The sequence below is a fragment of the Cupriavidus sp. FW216-B1 genome (genome assembly GCF_058789195.1).
In genome coordinates this window covers 215,514-233,341 of the sequence record NZ_JBYTEL010000009.1, presented here as the reverse complement: position 1 = coordinate 233,341, position 17,828 = coordinate 215,514, and the positions used below count along the sequence as shown (strand labels likewise).

At 70.7% G+C, this 17,828-nt stretch carries 13 protein-coding genes and 1 pseudogene; 10 read left to right on the top strand and 4 right to left on the bottom strand.

Going from position 1 to position 17,828, the window contains the following annotated elements:
• Window position 1 precedes the first annotated feature (1 nt).
• Window positions 2-1,528, top strand: coding sequence for a type II secretion system ATPase GspE (gene gspE, locus AC3WXD_RS20370; RefSeq protein ID WP_492324548.1), 1,527 nt, complete (start codon window positions 2-4; stop codon window positions 1,526-1,528).
• 20 nt (window positions 1,529-1,548) lie between these two features.
• The gene (gene gspF / locus AC3WXD_RS20365) at window positions 1,549-2,766 is read left to right on the top strand and encodes a type II secretion system inner membrane protein GspF (RefSeq protein WP_020206952.1); all 1,218 of its coding nucleotides are present in this window, start codon (window positions 1,549-1,551) and stop codon (window positions 2,764-2,766) included.
• Between the two features lie 1,209 nt (window positions 2,767-3,975).
• Here the strand turns inward: gspF and AC3WXD_RS20360 are convergent.
• A pseudogene (locus AC3WXD_RS20360) lies at window positions 3,976-4,833 on the bottom strand (NYN domain-containing protein); the annotation flags it as partial.
• A gap of 326 nt (window positions 4,834-5,159) precedes the next feature.
• On the opposite strand from AC3WXD_RS20360, the gene AC3WXD_RS20355 reads away from it, so the two are divergent.
• On the top strand, window positions 5,160-8,753 hold the full coding sequence (locus AC3WXD_RS20355) for an indolepyruvate ferredoxin oxidoreductase family protein (RefSeq protein ID WP_492324547.1): 3,594 nt from the start codon (window positions 5,160-5,162) through the stop codon (window positions 8,751-8,753).
• A 116-nt stretch (window positions 8,754-8,869) separates the two neighbouring features.
• Here AC3WXD_RS20355 and AC3WXD_RS20350 read toward each other — a convergent pair whose 3' ends face one another.
• Window positions 8,870-9,484, bottom strand: a complete 615-nt coding sequence (locus tag AC3WXD_RS20350) for an HD domain-containing protein (RefSeq protein WP_059410839.1) — start codon at window positions 9,482-9,484, stop codon at window positions 8,870-8,872.
• A 127-nt stretch (window positions 9,485-9,611) separates the two neighbouring features.
• On the opposite strand from AC3WXD_RS20350, the gene AC3WXD_RS20345 reads away from it, so the two are divergent.
• The 4 genes from AC3WXD_RS20345 (at window position 9,612) to AC3WXD_RS20330 (ending at window position 13,301) form a co-directional block, all read left to right on the top strand.
• Window positions 9,612-10,031 carry a GNAT family acetyltransferase gene (locus AC3WXD_RS20345; RefSeq protein ID WP_492324546.1) on the top strand — a complete coding sequence of 140 codons (420 nt, stop codon included), beginning with the start codon at window positions 9,612-9,614 and terminating at the stop codon, window positions 10,029-10,031.
• Window positions 10,032-10,057: 26 nt separating this feature from the next.
• Window positions 10,058-10,468: a VOC family protein gene (locus tag AC3WXD_RS20340; RefSeq protein WP_020206461.1), complete on the top strand. Its 411-nt coding sequence runs from the start codon at window positions 10,058-10,060 to the stop codon at window positions 10,466-10,468.
• 106 nt (window positions 10,469-10,574) lie between these two features.
• Window positions 10,575-11,867 carry an MFS transporter gene (locus tag AC3WXD_RS20335; protein WP_231586378.1) on the top strand — a complete coding sequence of 431 codons (1,293 nt, stop codon included), beginning with the start codon at window positions 10,575-10,577 and terminating at the stop codon, window positions 11,865-11,867.
• Window positions 11,868-12,164: 297 nt separating this feature from the next.
• The gene (locus AC3WXD_RS20330; protein WP_492324563.1) at window positions 12,165-13,301 is read left to right on the top strand and encodes an MFS transporter; all 1,137 of its coding nucleotides are present in this window, start codon (window positions 12,165-12,167) and stop codon (window positions 13,299-13,301) included.
• 25 nt (window positions 13,302-13,326) lie between these two features.
• Here AC3WXD_RS20330 and AC3WXD_RS20325 read toward each other — a convergent pair whose 3' ends face one another.
• Window positions 13,327-14,217 carry a DODA-type extradiol aromatic ring-opening family dioxygenase gene (locus AC3WXD_RS20325; protein ID WP_492324562.1) on the bottom strand — a complete coding sequence of 297 codons (891 nt, stop codon included), beginning with the start codon at window positions 14,215-14,217 and terminating at the stop codon, window positions 13,327-13,329.
• 356 nt (window positions 14,218-14,573) lie between these two features.
• Here AC3WXD_RS20325 and AC3WXD_RS20320 point away from each other — a divergent pair, with 356 nt between their 5' ends.
• Window positions 14,574-14,813 carry a hypothetical protein gene (locus AC3WXD_RS20320; protein WP_492324545.1) on the top strand — a complete coding sequence of 80 codons (240 nt, stop codon included), beginning with the start codon at window positions 14,574-14,576 and terminating at the stop codon, window positions 14,811-14,813.
• Window positions 14,814-15,083: 270 nt separating this feature from the next.
• Entirely contained in the window at window positions 15,084-16,400 is a 1,317-nt protein-coding gene (locus tag AC3WXD_RS20315) for an MFS transporter (protein ID WP_454732312.1), read from the top strand.
• 109 nt (window positions 16,401-16,509) lie between these two features.
• Here the strand turns inward: AC3WXD_RS20315 and AC3WXD_RS20310 are convergent, their stop codons facing one another.
• Window positions 16,510-16,872 carry a hypothetical protein gene (locus tag AC3WXD_RS20310; RefSeq protein ID WP_029044339.1) on the bottom strand — a complete coding sequence of 121 codons (363 nt, stop codon included), beginning with the start codon at window positions 16,870-16,872 and terminating at the stop codon, window positions 16,510-16,512.
• A 142-nt stretch (window positions 16,873-17,014) separates the two neighbouring features.
• On the opposite strand from AC3WXD_RS20310, the gene AC3WXD_RS20305 reads away from it, so the two are divergent.
• Window positions 17,015-17,644 (top strand): DNA-3-methyladenine glycosylase I, encoded by a 630-nt coding sequence (locus AC3WXD_RS20305; protein WP_492324544.1) that lies wholly within the window; start codon window positions 17,015-17,017, stop codon window positions 17,642-17,644.
• Window positions 17,645-17,828: the final 184 nt, after the last annotated feature.

The following is a 17,828-nucleotide window of genomic DNA, read 5'->3' as shown; positions in this document are numbered from 1 at the left end:
CATGCCAACTAGCACCGCCCCTGCCGCGCCGCCGGAGCCGCCCTCGACCCTGGCCGCGCGCCTGGTGCCCTACGGCTTCGCGCGCGAGGCGCGCCTGCTGATCGCGCACCAGCGCGCCGACGGGTTGGAAGTGTGGGTCAGCAGCGGCACCTCGCCGGCGGCGCTGGCCGAGCTCACGCGCGTGCACGGGCCGCTGCGCCTGCGCGTGCTGACGCCCGAGGCGCTCGAGCTGGCCATGTCCGAGGCCTACAACCGCCAGGACAGCGGCAGCGCCGCGCAGGTGGTGGGCGAGGTGGAAGGCGAGGTCGACCTGTCGCGCCTGATGCAGGACATCCCGGCCGTGGAAGACCTGCTCGAGTCCGAGGACGACGCGCCCATCATCCGCATGATCAACGCGCTGCTCACACAGGCCGCGCGCGAAGGCGCCTCCGACATCCACATCGAGCCGTTCGAGTCGTCCTCGGTGGTGCGCTTCCGCGTGGACGGCACGCTGCGCGACGTGGTGCGCCCGAAGAAGGCGCTGCACGGCGCGCTGATCTCGCGCATCAAGATCATGGCCCAGCTCGACATCGCCGAGAAGCGCCTGCCGCAGGACGGCCGCATCACGCTGCGCGTGGGCGGCCGCCCGGTGGACGTGCGCGTCTCCACGCTGCCCACCGGCCACGGCGAGCGCGCGGTGCTGCGCCTGCTGGACAAGGAAGCGGGCCGCCTCGACCTGGCCAAGCTCGGCATGGCGCCGGGCACGCTGCGCGGCTTCGACGACCTGATCCGCCAGCCGCACGGCATCGTGCTGGTCACGGGCCCGACCGGCTCGGGCAAGACCACCACGCTGTATGCCGCGCTGTCGCGGCTCGATTCGCGCACCACCAACATCATGACGGTGGAGGACCCGATCGAGTACGACCTCGACGGCATCGGCCAGACCCAGGTCAACCCGCGCATCGACATGACCTTCGGCAAGGCGCTGCGGGCCATCCTGCGCCAGGACCCGGACGTGGTGATGATCGGCGAGATCCGCGACCTCGAGACCGCGCAGATCGCGGTGCAGGCCTCGCTCACCGGCCACCTCGTGCTGGCCACGCTGCACACCAACGATTCGGCTTCCGCGGTGACGCGGCTGGTCGACATGGGCATCGAGCCGTTCCTGCTGTCGTCGTCGCTGCTCGGCGTGCTGGCGCAGCGGCTGGTACGCCGCCTGTGCGCGCACTGCAAGCGCGAGGAAGTGATCGAAGTCACGCCCGAGGAAGCCGGCGCCCTGCTCGCGCAGGGCAAGCCGCTGCAGCGCGTGTGGCACGCGGTGGGCTGCGACAAGTGCGGCCACTCCGGCTACCAGGGCCGCATGGGCGTGTACGAGCTGCTCACCGTCGACGACGAGATCCGCACCATGATCCACCGCCAGTCGCCCGAATCCGAGATCAAGCAGGTGGCGCTGGCGCGCGGCATGCACACCATGCGCGGCGACGCGCAGCGCTGGATCGACAGCGGCGCCACCGCGCTGGAAGAAGTCCTGCGCGTGACGCGCGACTAGCCCGGACACGGAAACCAGCCATGCCCGCCTACCGTTACGAGGCCGTCGACGCCGCCGGCAAGACCGACCGCGGCGTGATCGAGGCCGACAGCCCCAAGCAGGCGCGCGGCCAGCTGCGCGCGCGCGGCCTCACGCCGCTCAACGTGGATCCGCTGGCCGGCGCGGGCGGCGTGCAGAAAAGCAGCACGGCGTCCTTCGTGCGGCGCCTGTCCACCCAGGAGCAGGCGCTGTTCACGCGCCAGCTCGCCAGCCTGATCGTGGCCGGCCTGCCGCTCGACGAAGCGCTGGCCGCGCTGGCCGACCAGGCCGAGCGCCGCTACGTGCACGAGCTGCTGGCCGGCATCCGCGCCGAGGTGATGGGCGGCAGTTCGCTGTCGCTGGCGCTGCAGCAGCATCCGCGCGACTTCCCCGACATCTACCGCGCGCTGGTCTCGGCCGGCGAGCACTCCGGCCACCTCGGCCTGGTGCTGGAAAAGCTGGCCGACTACATCGAGACGCGCAACACGCTGACCGCCAAGATCCGGCTGGCCTTCACCTACCCGGCCATCGTCACCGTGGTGGCCTTCGCCATCGTGATCTTCCTGCTCTCCTACGTGGTGCCGCAGGTGGTGAGCGTGTTCGCCAACACCAAGCAGAAGCTGCCCACGCTGACCATCATCATGCTGGCGCTGTCGGATTTCGTGCGCAACTGGTGGTGGGCCGCGCTGGCCTTCATCGTCGCGGTGTCGCTCGGCATCCGCAGCCTGCTGCGCCAGCCCGGCGTGCGGCTGTCGTGGCACCGCTGGCTGCTGACCGCGCCGCTGGTGGGCAAGCTGATCCGCGGCTACGACACCGCGCGCTTCGCCAGCACGCTGGCCATCCTGGTGTCGGCCGGCGTGCCCATCCTGCGCAGCCTGCAGGCCGCCGGCGAGACGCTGACCAACGTGGCGCTCAAGGACAACGTGGACGACGCCACCACGCGCGTGCGCGAAGGCGCCTCGCTGGCGCGCGCGCTGGCCGCGCAGAACCAGTTCCCGCCGGTGCTGGTGCACCTGATCCGCTCGGGCGAGGCCACCGGCAACCTGCCGATCATGCTCGAGCGCGCGGCCGAGGGCGAAGGCCAGGAACTGGAGCGGCGCACGATGTTCCTCACCAGCCTGCTGGAGCCGCTGCTGATCCTGAGCATGGGCGTGGTGGTGCTGCTGATCGTGCTGGCGGTGCTGATGCCGATCATCGAGATCAACCAGCTGGTGCGGTAGCGGGCCGGCCTTGTCCACAACGTAGAACGGCGCCTTGCGGCGCCGTTTTTTCCGACAGGGGTGGTGCGGGACCGCTTATTCGGCGGCCTTGGCGGTCTTCTTCGGTGCGCGCTTGGCCGGGGCCTTCTTGGCTGCCGGTTCGGCGGCTTTCTTGGCGGCCGTCTTGGCGGGCGCGGCCTTCTTCGCAGCCGGCGCCTTCTTGGCGGGCGCGGCGGCCTTCTTGGCCGGTGCCTTGGGCTTGGCTTTGGCCTTGGGCTTGGCCTTCGGTTCGGCCGCCGGCGCTTCTTCGGCGGCTTCTTCGACGGCTTCCCCGGCTTCGGCAACCTGTGCCGCGGCGGCGGGTTGCGCCACCGGCGCCGCTGCCACGGCCGCCACCTCTTCGACCTCCTCGACCGCCTCGGCCCGCGGCGCCGGCGCGGCTGCCTCGGCCTCGCGGCTCACTTCGACGGGCTCGGCCGACCGGACCGGCCGGACCGGCTCGATCACCGCGACCGGCTCCTCGACCACGGGCGCGATCACCGTGGCGGCGGGCGCGACGAAGATCGAGCGGTCCATCGGCCACGGGGTTTCGCTCAGCGTGACCTCGGGACGGGGCGGCTTGCGGCGGCGCGCGCCGTCGGCAGCGGCGTCGGCGTCGGCGTCCGCCTGCGGGTCGGCATCGTCGAAATCGTCATCCGCCATGCCGAGCGCGTCCAGCGGATCGACCACGAACGACGGGACTTCGTCTTCCTCGTGCTCCTCGGCGGCGAAGCCGGGCCGCGGCGCGGGCTGGATCGGCAGCGCGGGCTGCTGCTGCGCCTGCGCCGGCCGGGCGCCGTGCGGCTGCTGGGCACCCTGGCGGCCTTCGCCGCGCCGGTTGTCGCCACGGCGGCCTTCGCGTCCGTCGCGGTTGTCGCGCGCTTCGCGGTTGTCACGGTTATCGCGATTGTCGCGGCCCTCGCCCTGGCGGCCCTCGCGGTTTTCACGATTCTCGCGATTCTCGCGATGGTCGCGGTTCTCGCCCTGGCGCGCTTCGCCGCGGTTTTCACGGTTGTCCCGGTTTTCTCGGTTCTCCCGGTTTTCCACCGGGCGATTCTCCGCCGGGCGGCTTTCCGGCTGGCGATTTTCCGGCTGGCGGTTCTCGCCCTGGCGGTTGTCCCGGCCTTCACGGCTTTCGCGATTGTCCCGGTTATCCCGGTTGTCGCGGTGCTCCCGATTGTCACGCCCTTCGGCCGGGCGGCCGTCCTGGCGGTTCTCCGGCTGGCGCGCCTCCGCCGGGCGGTTCTCGGCGGGGCGGTTCTCGCCCTCGCCCGCCTTCGCGCGGCGCTTGAGGCGCACCCACAGCGTCTTGTTGTTGCCGCCGTTGCGCGTCTCGACCTCGAACAGGCCGGTGGCCGCCACCAGCTCGGAGAGCTTGCCGTAACCGTAGTTGCGCGAGTCGAATTCCGGCGCCTGCTTGGCGATGTGGGTGCCCATGCTGCCCAGGGTGGACCAGCCTTCTTCGTCGGACACGGCCTGCGCGGCGTTCTGCAGCAGACGCACCAGGCGCGAGTCCTGGCGCAGCTCGCCGCTGTTGCGCTTGCGCGCGGGCGCGGCCACGCCGTCGGCTTCCGCGTCGGTGTCGGCATCGCTGTCGGCGGCGCGCAGCACGTCGGCGAAGATGAACTTGTCGCAGGCGGTGACGAAGGGCTTGGGCGTCTTGCGCTCGCCGAAGCCGTACACGGTCAGGCCCTGCTCGCGGATGCGCGAGGCCAGGCGGGTGAAGTCGCTGTCGCTGGAGACGATGCAGAAGCCGTCGAAGCGGCCCGTGTACAGCAGGTCCATCGCGTCGATGATCATCGCGCTGTCGGTGGCGTTCTTGCCCACCGTGTAGCGGAACTGCTGGATCGGCTGGATCGAGTGCGAGAGCAGGCGCTCCTTCCAGCCGGCGAGGTTGGGCTTGGTCCAGTCGCCGTAGATGCGCTTGACGGCGGCCACGCCGTACTTGGCGACTTCGGCCAGCAGGCCTTCTACGATGGCGGGCGCCGCGTTGTCGGCGTCGATCAGCACGGCCAGGGTCGCGGTGCCCTGGCGGGAGGAAATGGTCATTTAGGGTCCTGGAGGCCGGTCGGCCTCGGGTGGGGCGGCTGCACCGCGGCGCGCTCCCGCAGGATATGGCGCACGATCCGCATCTGCCCGTTCGTTGTGCAAGCTGTTTGCAGCGCAGTGTACACGCGAAGCCGTGACGGCACCGCAAAGCGCGCCGGCGACGGGCGCATTTTTTGCTGCGACGCAAGGTGCCGCGCCTTTTGGGCCGGTGCTACCATGCTGCGAAGAGACACGGTCGTTCCACGCCTTCACAAGAGGCGGCGGGCGGCCGCCCACAACTGAAGTGAGTCGGCGATCCCGACTGCATTCCCCATAGAGGAGCACCCATGAATGCCCCCTTGACTCCGCCGGTCAGCGACGCCATCCGCCGCGCGCTCGAGAACGTTTCCCTGGACGACAAATACACGCTGGAAAGCGGCCGCATCTACATCAGCGGCACGCAGGCGCTGGTGCGCCTGCCGATGCTCCAGCGCGAACGCGACCGCGCCGCCGGCCTCAATACCGCCGGCTTCATCTCGGGCTACCGCGGCTCGCCGCTGGGCGCGCTGGACCAGTCGCTGTGGAAGGCCAAGGCGCACCTGGCCGCGCACGACATCGTGTTCCAGGCCGGCCTGAACGAAGACCTCGCGGCCACCTCGGTGTGGGGCTCGCAGCAGGTCAACATGTACCCGGACGCGAAGTTCGACGGCGTGTTCGGCATGTGGTACGGCAAGGGGCCGGGCGTGGACCGCACCGGCGACGTGTTCAAGCACGCCAACTCGGCCGGCTCCTCGAAGCACGGCGGCGTGCTGGTGCTGGCGGGCGACGACCACGCCGCCAAGTCCTCCACGCTGGCGCACCAGTCCGAGCACATCTTCAAGGCCTGCGGCCTGCCGGTGCTGTATCCGTCCAACGTGCAGGAATACCTCGACTACGGCCTGCACGGCTGGGCCATGAGCCGCTACTCGGGGCTATGGGTGGCCATGAAATGCGTGACCGACGTGGTGGAATCGTCGGCCTCGGTGGCGCTCGACCCGCACCGCGTGCGCATCGTGCTGCCCGAGGATTTCGCGCTGCCGCCGGGCGGCCTCAACATCCGCTGGCCGGACCCGCCGCTGGAACAGGAAGCGCGCCTGCTCGACTACAAGTGGTACGCCGGGCTGGCCTACGTGCGCGCCAACCGGATCGACCGCATCGAGATCGATTCGCCGCACGCGCGCTTCGGCATCATGACCGCCGGCAAGGCCTACCTCGACACGCGCCAGGCGCTGTGCGACCTGGGCCTGGACGAGCAGACCTGCGCGCGCATCGGCATCCGCCTGTACAAGGTGGGCTGCGTGTGGCCGCTCGAGGCGCACGGCGCGCGCGCGTTCGCCGAGGGGCTGCAGGAAATCCTGGTGGTCGAGGAAAAGCGCCAGATCATGGAGTACGCGCTCAAGGAAGAGCTGTACAACTGGCGCGACGACGTGCGCCCCAAGGTCTACGGCAAGTTCGACGAGAAGGACAACGCCGGCGGCGAATGGTCGATCCCGCAGAGCAACTGGCTGCTGCCGGCGCACTACGAGCTGTCGCCGGCCATCATCGCGCGCGCCATCGCCACGCGGCTCGACAAGTTCGAGCTGCCGTCCGACGTGCGCGCGCGCATCGCCGCGCGCATCGCGGTGATCGACGCCAAGGAAAAGAGCCTGGCGGTGCCGCGCGTGGCGGCCGAGCGCAAGCCGTGGTTCTGCTCGGGCTGCCCGCACAACACCTCGACCAACGTGCCCGAAGGCTCGCGCGCGATGGCCGGCATCGGCTGCCACTACATGACGGTGTGGATGGACCGCAACACCAGCACCTTCAGCCAGATGGGCGGCGAGGGCGCGGCGTGGATCGGGCAGATGCCGTTCGCCGGCGACAAGCACGTGTTCGCCAACCTCGGCGACGGCACCTACTTCCACTCCGGCCTGCTGGCGATCCGCGCGGCGATCGCGGCCAACGTCAACATCACCTACAAGATCCTCTACAACGACGCGGTCGCCATGACCGGCGGCCAGCCCATCGACGGCAAGCTGTCGGTGCAGGACGTGGCCAACCAGGTCGCGGCCGAAGGCGCCAGGAAGATCGTCATCGTCACCGACGAGCCGGAAAAATACACCGGCGCCATCCGGCTGCCGCAAGGCGTGGAAGTGCACCACCGCGACGCGCTCGACAAGATCCAGCGCGAGCTGCGCGAAGTGCCCGGCTGCACGATCCTGATCTACGACCAGACCTGCGCCACCGAGAAGCGCCGCCGCCGCAAGCGCGGCACCTATCCCGACCCGGCGAAGCGCGCGTTCATCAACGACGCGGTGTGCGAAGGCTGCGGCGACTGCTCGGTCAAGTCCAACTGCCTGTCGGTGGAGCCGCTGGAGACGGAGTTCGGCACCAAGCGGCAGATCAACCAGTCGTCGTGCAACAAGGACTTTTCCTGCGTCAACGGCTTCTGCCCGAGCTTCGTCACGGCCGAGGGCGCGCAGGTCAAGAAGCCCGAGCGCCACGGCGTGTCGATGGACAACCTGCCGGCGCTGCCGCAGCCGGCGCTGCCCGGCCTCGGCCATCCCTACGGCGTGCTGGTCACGGGCGTGGGCGGCACCGGCGTGGTCACGATCGGCGGCCTGCTCGGCATGGCCGCGCACCTGGAGAACAAGGGCGTGACCGTGCTCGACATGGCGGGGCTGGCGCAGAAAGGCGGCGCCGTGCTCTCGCACGTGCAGATCGCCGCGCGCCCCGAGGAGCTGCACGCCACCCGCATCGCGATGGGCGAGGCGGACCTGGTGATCGGCTGCGACGCCATCGTCAGCGCCACCGACGACGTCATCTCCAAGACCCAGGCCGGCCGCACGCGCGCCATCGTCAACACCGCGCAGACGCCCACCGCCGAGTTCATCAAGAACCCGAAGTGGCAGTTCCCGGGCCTGTCCGCCGAGCAGGACATCCGCAACGCGGTGGGCGACGCCTGCGACTTCATCAACGCCAGCGGCCTGGCCGTGGCGCTGCTCGGCGACACCATCTACACCAACCCGCTGGTGCTCGGCTACGCCTGGCAGAAAGGCTGGCTGCCGCTGTCGCTGGACGCGCTGGTGCGCGCCATCGAGCTCAACGGCGTGCAGGTGGACAAGAACAAGGCCGCCTTCGACTGGGGCCGTCACATGGCGCACGACCCCGAGCACGTGCTGTCGCTCACCGGCAAGCTGCAGAGCACCGCCGAAGGCGCCGACGTGGTCAGGCTGCCCACGTCGTCGGGCGCGCTGCTGGAGAAGCTGATCGCGCGCCGCGCCGACCATCTCGCCGCGTACCAGGACGCCGCCTACGCGCAGGCCTTCCGCGACGCCGTGAACCGCGTGCGCGCGAAGGAGAGCGAGATCGCCGGCAGCGGCAAACCCCTGCCGCTGACCGAGGCGGTGGCACGCAACCTGTCCAGGCTGATGGCCTACAAGGACGAATACGAGGTCGCGCGCCTCTACACCGATCCGGTCTTCCTCGACAAGCTGCGCAGCCAGTTCGAAGGCGAACCCGGGCGCGACTACCAGTTGAAGTTCTGGCTGGCGCCGCCGCTGCTGGCCAGGCGCGACGAACAGGGCCACCTGGTCAAGCGCGCGTTCGGCCCGTCCACCATGACCCTGTTCCGCCTGCTGGCGAAGCTCAAGGGCCTGCGCGGCGGCCCGCTCGACGTGTTCGGCAGGAGCGCCGAGCGCCGCACCGAGCGCGCGCTGATCGGCGAGTACCGCGCGCTGCTGGACGAGCTGACGCGCGACCTGAGCGCGGCCAACCACGCGGTCGCGGTCGCGCTGGCGAACCTGCCCGACGACATCCGCGGCTTCGGCCACGTCAAGGACGCCAACCTCGCCAAGGTGCGCGCGCGCTGGGCGGCGCTGCTGGGACAGTTCCGGCACCCGGAGACGGCGCAGCGGGTGGCTTGAGGTGTAGGGGGAAAAAACGCCGATGCTCCTCTCCCCTCGCCCGCTCCGCGGGCGAGGGGCCGGGGGGAGGGGACAGGGCCGGCGCCCGCCAGCCCGATCGTCACGCCCTCACGCCCTCACGCCGGCTGCGCCAGCGTCGTCTCGTTTTCCTTCACGTACATCGAGTTGCGCGGCCGCGCGAACACGCGCCGCACCATCGGCTCGAAGAACGACAGCGGCAGGTTGTCGTAGTCGCGCATGAAGGCGGCGCCGTCGTATCTGGCGCAGAACTCGGCGGTGCGCGCGAACAGCTCGGGCTGGTCGCGGAACTGCTCGCGCAGGTTGCGGTCCAGGCCCAGGTGGTGGAAGAAGTAGTAGCCCTGGAACACGCCGTGCTTCTCCACCATCCACAGGTTCTCGGGGCTGACGAAGGGCTTGAGGATGGCCGCGGCGATGTCCGGATGGTTGAAGCTGCCGAGTGTGTCGCCGATGTCGTGCAACAGCGCGCACACCACGTATTCCTCGTCGCGGCCGTCGCGGTGCGCCAGCGTGGCGGTCTGCAGGCTGTGGGCGAGGCGGTCGATGGGGAAGCCGCCGCAGTCGCCGTCGAGCAGCTTGAGATGGGCGAGCACGCGGTCGGCCAGGTTCTGCGCGAACGGCATGAACTCGGCGGAAATGGCGGCCCAGTCCTCGCGCGTGCCGTTTTCCATATGGCTGAAGGTGGCGCGGGCGGGCGCGGCGGTTTCACTCATGGGGTTGTCTCCTTTGCGGGTTGGTCCCGTCGTCTTGATATGGGTGAAGCCGATTCTGGCACAGGATTCGCGGCTACACTGTCAAGGATCCAACATTGCCGCCGCCGCGCGCGGCACAGCCAGCAGCATGCAGATCCGCCCCTACCGGCCCGCCGACGAGGCCGACATCGTTTCCCTGTGGCAAACCTGCGGCCTGACCCGGCCGTGGAACGACCCGAAGAAAGACATCGCCCGCAAGCTCACCGAACAGCCGGAGCTGTTCCTGGTCGGCGAGGTGGACGGCCGCCCGATGGCCTCGGCCATGATCGGCTTCGACGGCCACCGCGGCTGGGTCTACTACCTGGCCGTGCATCCCGAGCACCAGCGCCGCGACCACGGCCGCCGCCTGATGGCGCACGCCGAGCAGTTGCTGATCGAGCGCGGCTGCCCCAAGATCAACCTGCTGGTGCGCACCGGCAACCATCAGGTCATCGATTTCTACCGCAGCCTCGGGTACGCGCAGGACGAGGCGGTCAGCCTCGGCAAGCGGCTGATCCCGGATCTGTAGGCACATCGCGCCATCGGCAGGCCATCATGTTCCGCATCCTCGCCATCGATCACCTGGTCCTGCGCAGCGCCGACGTGCCCGCGCTGCGGCGCTTCTACGTGGACGTGCTGGGCTGCAGCGTGGAGCGCGAGCAGCCCGCCTTCGGCCTGACCCAGCTGCGCGCCGGCAGCGGCCTGATCGACCTGGTCACGCTGGACGGCCCGCTCGGGCGCGCCGGCGGCGCGGGGCCGGGCGCCGAAGGCCGCAACCTCGACCATTTCTGCCTGCGCCTCGACCCGTTCGACGCCGACGCCCTGGGCGCCCATCTGCGCGCGCATGGCGTGGCGCCGGGGCCGGTGGAGATGCGCTTCGGCGCCGAGGGCAAGGGGCCGTCGATCTACGTGCGCGATCCGGACGGCAACGTGGTCGAGCTGAAAGGGCCGCCAACGCAGGCATGACCATGCATGAGAAGGCATGAGGAGGCATGACGGGTGACGCGAACTAGGCATGCGGCCCGCTTCCCCCTACAATTCCCGCTTCCCCCGCCGCCGCGCCAGGCGCGCCATGACACCTCAAGACGCTGCTCCCGGCCCGGCGCCCCGCCCGGCTTCCACCGCTGCCGACTCTGCTGCCTCGGGCCGCCCGCCCATCTCGCCGCGCCAGCTGGTCTGGACCCTCGGCGTCACCGAGACCATCTCCTGGGGCACGCTGTATTTCGCCTTCACCGTCTTCATCGGGCCGATGAGCGCGGCGCTGGGCTACTCCAAGCCCTTCCTCGCCGGCGGCTACTCGCTGGGCCTGCTGGTGTGGGCGATGTGCTCGTTCGCGGTGGGCCGCCTGCTGGACCGCGTGCCGGCGCGCGTGGTCATGGCCAGCGGCTCCGCGCTGGCCGGCGCCGGGCTGCTGCTGTGGGCGTGGAGCCCGGGCCCGGCGGTCTTCCTGCTGATGTGGATACCGCTCGGGCTGGCCATGTCCACCACGCTGTACGAGCCGGCCTTCGTGGTGCTGCGCCAGGCCTTCGGCGACGGCTACCAGAAGTCCATCATGACGGTGACGCTGATGGCCGGCTTCGCCAGCACGGTGTTCGTGCCGCTGGCGCAATGGCTGGTGCTGCACCTGGGCTGGCGCGAGACGCTGGTGTGCTTCGCCGCGCTCAACCTGCTGGTCTGCGCGCCGCTGCACGCGCGCCTGCGCTACGTGGCGCATGCCAGCTACGCCGCCGCGCCGGCGCCGGTGCCGCAGGCCGGCGCGGCGCCGCCCGGCATCGCGCGCGTGGCGCTGCGCCAGCCGGTGTTCTGGGCGGTGGTGCTGGCCTTCACGGCGCTGGCCGTGATCGCCTCGCTGCTGGGCGCGCACCTGATCCCGATGCTGACCGAGAAGGGCCTGCCGCTGGGCGAGCAGTTGATCGTGGCGGCGCTGATCGGCCCGGCGCAGGTGCTGGGGCGGCTGGTGATGATGCGCTTCCCGGTGCGCCATCCGCTGCGCCTGTCGCTGCCGGTCTACGCGGTGATGAGCGTGGGCCTGCTGTGCTTCGCGCTCGGCTACGGCAAGTGGCTGATGGCGGCGGCGCTGCTGTACGGCTGCGCCAACGGCATCAACACCATGCTGCGCGCGATGGCCATGCCGGAGCTGATCTCGCGCCACCACTACGCCACGCTCAACGGCCTGATGATGACGCCGGTGCTGCTGATGCAGGCCGCCGCGCCGTGGCTGGGCGCGCTGCTGTGGCGCGCCGCCGGCGGCTACTGGCTGATGCTGTGGGTGATGGTGGCGCTGGCGCTGGCCGCGCTGGGCGCCTTTGCCTTCGCGCTGCAGCAACGCGGCCTGCTGCGCGCGGCCGATGCCGCGCTGGCGTAACGTGCTGGCGTGAAACACGCATGCCGCCGGGATGAAACCGGAACGATGCCGGCGTAGTCCGGCCGGCCGCGCGCGTCATGCGCGCGTCATGCGCGCGACCGGCCGATGTGCGACGATGCGGGGCTCGAACATTCCGCAGCGCTCCCCGGGGCACGGCGCGCCACACCGGCGCGGCTGTCCGCGCCCTTCGCCAACATGCCTGATTCCTCCCCCGCCGGCCTGACCCGCCCGCCCGCTTCCCTTCCCTCCGCCGCCACGCACAGCGCGCGCCGCGTGGAGCACGCCGCGCGCGCCACGATGGCGCTGTTCTTCGTCAACGGCGCCACCTTCGCCACCTGGGGCGTCCATATCCCGACCATCAAGGCGCGCTTCGGGCTGTCCGACGCGGTGCTGTCGCTGGCCATGCTGGCGGTGGCCGGCGGCGCCATCGCGGCGATGGGCCCGGTGGGCCGCTGGGTGGCGCGCGTGGGCAGCGCCCGCGCCTCGCGCCTGAGCGGGCTGGTGTACGCGGTGGCCACGACCGCCATCCTCGCCATGCCGTCGTTCGCGCTACTGATTCCGGCGCTGATCGCGTTCGGCATGGCCAACGCGGCCTTCGACGTCGGCATGAACGCGCAGGCCGCCACGGTGGAGAACAGCCGCGCGCGGCCGGTGATGTCGGCGCTGCACGGCATGTTCAGCCTGGGCGGCATGGCCGGCGCGGCCGCCGGCGGGCTGCTGATGGGGCTGGGCGTGCCGCCGCTGGCGCACGCCGCCGGCATGGCGCTGCTGACCGCGGCCGTCACCGCCGGCGTGGCGCCGTGGCTGCTGGCCGACCATCCGGTGCAGCCGCCGTCCGCGCACCACCGCGACCACGCCGTGAAGGCGCTCTGGCTGCTGGGCGTGATGGCCTTTCTCGGGCTGGTCGGCGAAGGCGCCATGTACGACTGGACCAGCGTCTACATGCGCGACGTGGCGCTGGCGCCGGCGGCGTGGATCAGCGCCGGCTACGCCGCCTTCTCGGCCGGCATGGCCTGCGGCCGCTTCGGCGGGGACCGCCTGCGCGCGCGCTGGACGGATGCGCGCACGCTCAGGATCAGCGCCTGGGTGGCCTTCGCCGGCATCGCGCTGGCGCTGCTGTGGCCGGTGCCGCTGGCGGCGCTGGCGGGCTTCACGCTGATGGGGCTGGGCGCGGCCAACATGGTGCCGGTGTTCTTCGTGGCGGCGTCGCGCCTGCCGGGCGTGGCGCCGGCCGAGGCGATCGCGCGGGTGGCGCGCTTCGCCTACATCGGCCTGCTGCTCGGCCCGGTCATCATCGGCGGTGTGGCCCACGCCAGCAGCCTGCGCTACGGGCTCGGGGTGGTGGCGCTCACGATGGGCTGGATCGCGCTGGCGGGCGCGCGCCTGGCGCGGCCCTACCTCGGCGCCCGCAATACCCGCGACACCGGCGAATAGCGCGCCGGGCCGCAGATGGCGCGGTTCAGGCCGCGGCGCCGAGCGCCGCCGGCATGCGCGCGCCCAGCCCCTCGAAGACGAAGGTATCCATCGCCAGCACGCCGTAGGTGACGTCGTCGGCCACGCGCGCCACGGCGGCGGGCTGCGGCGCCGCCGCGGCATCGCACGGCCCCAGCGCGGCGCCGAGCGCCACGAAGAACGGCAGCAGGTGCTCGTCGGTCGGATGCGCGCGGCGCGCGTAGGGCGCCTGCGCGCGGTAGTCGGCGATGCGGCTGGTGTCGCCGCTGGCGAGCGCCTCGCCGAGCGCATCGACCATCCAGCCGCGGAAGGCGTCCACGTACGGCTCGGCCGGCCCGCCGTGCTGCTCGCGCCGCCCGCCCGCGCCGAACACTTCCTGCAGGTTGTGGGTGAAGCTGCCCGAAGCCATCACCAGCACGCCGTCGCCGCGCAGCGGCGCGAGCGCGCGGCCGATCTCGATCTGCGCCGCCGGCGGCAGGTACGGGTTGAGCGCGAGCTGCACCACCGGCACATCGGCGGCCGGGAACAGGCGCCGCAGCGGCATCCACGCGCCGTGATCCAGCGGGCGATCTTCGTCCTCCAGCACCACCGCGGCGCCGGGCACGCGCGCGGCCTCGACCAGCGCCTTGACGCGGCCGGCCAGCGCCGGCGAGCCGGGCGCGTCGTAGCGCAGTTCATAGAGCGCGCGCGGGAAGCCGCCGAAGTCGTGCCAGGCCTCCTGCTGCTCGCGCGTGCCGACCACCAGCGTGCTGTAGATCCAGTGCGCCGAGATCACCAGCACCGCGCGCGGGCGGCGCGCGCGCAGTTGTTCGCCGAGCGCGTCGAGCGCGGCGCCGCTGGGGCCGGGCTCGAGCGCGAGCATCGGCGAGCCGTGGGACACATAGATGGCGGGAAGCATGATGTCTGCCTTCTGATTCATGGATACGCACCAGTGTGGCAAAGCCCGGCGCCGCTGGCGGCGGCCATTTGCGGATACCTCCGTCAAAAATCTTGAAGCCGGCGCGCCCCGTGCCGGCGCATGAGCGTGGGGTGGCCCACACAACGCTTCAAACAGTCCGGCATGCCCCTGGCAATCGGCTTATGATGGCAGGCATGGGGCGCGGTCCCGCACCGGCCTGCCCCGCAACCCAAGGTGACGACGCGCGCCCCGGCGCGTCCGGTCCGGAGAACATCGTGGTCAAGCGCACCGCCCGCAGCCCGAGACTGCCCCATGCGAATTGGTGGCGGCCCGGCGTGTATGCCAGCGGACCGGCCGTGCTCCTGTGGATCGCGGCGCGCCTGCCGGCGCCGTGGCTGGCCGACCTGTTCAACCTGCCGAACGTCGCCGCGCTGCTCAACCACGGCGGCGACACGGTATTCGTGGCCGGCTGGCTGGCCAGCGCCGCGTGGCTGTGGTTCACGCGCCGGCGCGACGCCGCGCCGCAGGACCCGAGGCAATCGCAGGCGGACGCCGCCGCCGAGCCCCACGACCACACCCCGCACCGCGCCGGCTGAAGGCGCCGCGCCGGCGTCCCGCCGGCACTCCTGCAGCGCTGCTGCGCGTCCGCCTGCCCGCTTTGCCCCGCTGCATGCCCGTGTCATACGGGTGTAATCTGGCAGGCACAAGCGGGGGACGCCGCGCCACCCGGAGGCCTCCTGGATGTCTCCCCGAAGGCGCCCACGCGGGGCATGGCCGGCGAATCCTTTACCATGCTGCCTTTCCGTCCGCCCCGGCGCCCGCGCCGGGCGTGGACCGCAATCCTTTCCCATCGCACCAAAAGCATCATGCAAGCCAACGCTGCCACCTCCCGGATTCCGGACATTTCCAAAGCCCAGCGACGAAGGGCCATCCTGGCCGCCACCATCGGCAACGGCCTCGAGTGGTTCGACTTCACCGTCTACAGCTTCTTCGCGCTCATCATCGCCAAGCTGTTCTTCCCCACCGGCAACGACCTCACCTCGTTCCTGCTGACCGTCGCCACCTTCGGCGTGGGCTTCTTCATGCGCCCGGTCGGCGCCATCGTGCTCGGCGTCTACGCCGACCGCGTGGGCCGCAAGGCGGCGCTGACGCTGACCATCCTGATGATGGCGCTCGGCACCGCCATCATCGGCCTGGCCCCCACCTACGCGTCGATCGGCCTGTGGGCGCCGGCGCTGATCGTGCTGGCCCGCCTGATCCAGGGCTTCTCGGCCGGCGGCGAGGTCGGCGGCGCCACCGCGTTCCTGATCGAGCACGCGCCCGACGAAGAGCGCGGCGTCTACGCGAGCTGGCAGCAGGCCAGCCAGGGTATCTCCTTCATGCTCGGCGCGGCGATGGGCGCGCTGGTGATCAACGGCCTGGCGCCCGAGCAGGTCGACGCCTGGGGCTGGCGCATCCCGTTCCTGTTCGGCCTGCTGATCGGCCCGGTCGGCATGTACATCCGCTCCCACCTCGAGGAGCCGCCCGCGTTCGAGGCGCGCCGCGCCGAACGCAAGGCCAGCAAGGTCAAGTTCTCGCCGCTGACGCAGGTGCTGCGCGACCACCCGCGCGAAGTGCTGGCCGGCCTCGGCGTGACCATCCTGTGGACGGTCTGCACCTACGTGCTGGTGTTCTACATGCCGTCCTACGCCAAGCAGCAGCTCGGCCTGCCGCTGGGCGCCACGTTCCAGTCGACCGCCATCTGCGGCGCCATCATCCTGGTGCTGTGCCCGCTGATGGGCATGCTGTCCGACCGCGTCGGCCGCAAGCGCATGCTGGGCACCGTGGCGCTGGCCATCGGCGTGCTGGCCTATCCGCTGTTCCACTGGCTCAACGTCTCGCCGACCACGCAGACGCTGCTGGAGGTGCAGATCGTGCTGGGCATCCTGCTGGCGGCCTTCACCGGCCCGGCGCCCGCGGTGCTGGCCGAGCAGTTCCCGACCGAAGTGCGCTCCACCGGCCTGTCGCTCGCCTACAACTTCGCGGTGACGATCTTCGGCGGCTTCGCCCCGCTGATCGTGACCTGGCTGATCACCTCGAGCGGCAGCAAGCTGGCGCCGGCCTACTACGTGATCGCCGCCGCCGCGGTGAGCTTCATCGCGCTGCTGTTCATGCACGACCGCACCGGCAAGCCGCTGCAGTGACGCGGCGGGCCGGCACGCAGGTCCGCCGGCGCACGCTGACACAAAAAAGGCCAACCGCGCGGTTGGCCTTTTTGCTTTCGCGGCGGCGTGGCGCTCGCGCCTTTGCCGGCTACGCCTCGTTGTCGTCTTCGTCGTCGCCGTGGATGTTGATGACGTGCCGCGCCGCGAACCACAGCGGCATGCCGGGCGCCATCTCGTCGGTGCAATAGGGCTGGTTGTCGAGCTCGCCGCGGTAGAGATCGCCCTCGCGGCCGGTGACGACCACCCACATGCGCTCCACGTGCTGCTCGTCGCGGTCCTGCTCGTCGGTGGTCAGGATGCGGAAGATCAGCTTGACGGCCTGGCCCGGCTGCAGCGCCTGGCGCACTTCGGGCGGCGGGACCCAGAAGGTCTCGGGATAGGCCTCGGCGATGGCTTCGCCGTCGTCGAGCTGCCAGCCGTCGTCTTCCAGGGTGGCGAGTCGTGGTTCCATGTCGATGTTCACAAGTTGAGGGGTCGGGCGCGCACGCCGCTGGCACGCATCGTATCAAAATGCCCGTGCCGCGGCGCGCACACGACAGCGCCGCCGCGCCGCCTTAAGATGGCGCATTCATGCCGAGAAGAGAAACCCGACGATGCCTGCCAGGAAGCAAGCCACCCCGCCGGAACGCCAGCGCTGCGGCTGGTGCGGAACGCTGGAAGACTACTGCCACTACCACGACCACGAATGGGGCTTCCCCGTCGACGACGACCGCCGCCTGTTCGAGAAGCTCTGCCTGGAAGGCTTCCAGGCCGGCCTGAGCTGGCTGACCATCCTGCGCAAGCGCGAAGCGTTCCGGCGCGCCTTCGCCAATTTCGACATCGAGAAAATGGCGCGCTTCGGCGAGAAGGACATCCAGCGCCTGCTCGGCGATGCCGGCATCGTGCGCCACCGCGGCAAGATCGAGGCGGCCATCAACAACGCGCAGCGCGCCCGCGAGCTGCTGGAAACCGAGTCCTCGCTGGCCGCCTATTTCTGGCGCTTCGAGCCCGACCCGGCCAGCCGGCCCACGGTGCTGACGCCCGCAGTCCTGCGCACGATGGCGATCTCACCCGAATCCACGGCGCTGTCCAAAGACCTCAAGAAACGCGGCTGGCGCTTCGTCGGGCCCACCACCATGTACGCGCTGATGCAGGCGATGGGACTCGTCAACGACCACCAGGACGGCTGCACCACGCGCGAGGAAGTCTTGCGGGCGCGCAAGGCATTCAAGGTTCCGCGCTGAACGGACGTAAACAGAAACAGGCGGGCAAGGGGTACATATGTGCCGCGCTGCTTCGTTTACGTCCGTTCCCGGCAATGGTCGCCTTATGTCTTTCTGTATTGTTTACGTATACATAGATAGTAGTAGTAGGTAAACAGGGCCTTCCCGCGTGGATAAGCCGGTTTTTCCCTTTCCAGTCAGTGAC

Coding starts and splice junctions, on each gene's coding strand:
- AC3WXD_RS20305 (WP_492324544.1), top strand. CDS start 17,015: ATGCCTGCCAGGAAGCAAGCCACCCCGCCGGAACGCCAGCGCTGCGGC.
- AC3WXD_RS20330 (WP_492324563.1), top strand. CDS start 12,165: ATGGCGCTGTTCTTCGTCAACGGCGCCACCTTCGCCACCTGGGGCGTC.
- AC3WXD_RS20340 (WP_020206461.1), top strand. CDS start 10,058: ATGTTCCGCATCCTCGCCATCGATCACCTGGTCCTGCGCAGCGCCGAC.
- AC3WXD_RS20350 (WP_059410839.1), bottom strand. CDS start 9,484: ATGAGTGAAACCGCCGCGCCCGCCCGCGCCACCTTCAGCCATATGGAA.
- gspE (WP_492324548.1), top strand. CDS start 2: ATGCCAACTAGCACCGCCCCTGCCGCGCCGCCGGAGCCGCCCTCGACC.
- AC3WXD_RS20310 (WP_029044339.1), bottom strand. CDS start 16,872: ATGGAACCACGACTCGCCACCCTGGAAGACGACGGCTGGCAGCTCGAC.
- AC3WXD_RS20345 (WP_492324546.1), top strand. CDS start 9,612: ATGCAGATCCGCCCCTACCGGCCCGCCGACGAGGCCGACATCGTTTCC.
- AC3WXD_RS20355 (WP_492324547.1), top strand. CDS start 5,160: ATGAATGCCCCCTTGACTCCGCCGGTCAGCGACGCCATCCGCCGCGCG.
- AC3WXD_RS20335 (WP_231586378.1), top strand. CDS start 10,575: ATGACACCTCAAGACGCTGCTCCCGGCCCGGCGCCCCGCCCGGCTTCC.
- AC3WXD_RS20325 (WP_492324562.1), bottom strand. CDS start 14,217: ATGCTTCCCGCCATCTATGTGTCCCACGGCTCGCCGATGCTCGCGCTC.
- AC3WXD_RS20315 (WP_454732312.1), top strand. CDS start 15,084: ATGCAAGCCAACGCTGCCACCTCCCGGATTCCGGACATTTCCAAAGCC.
- gspF (WP_020206952.1), top strand. CDS start 1,549: ATGCCCGCCTACCGTTACGAGGCCGTCGACGCCGCCGGCAAGACCGAC.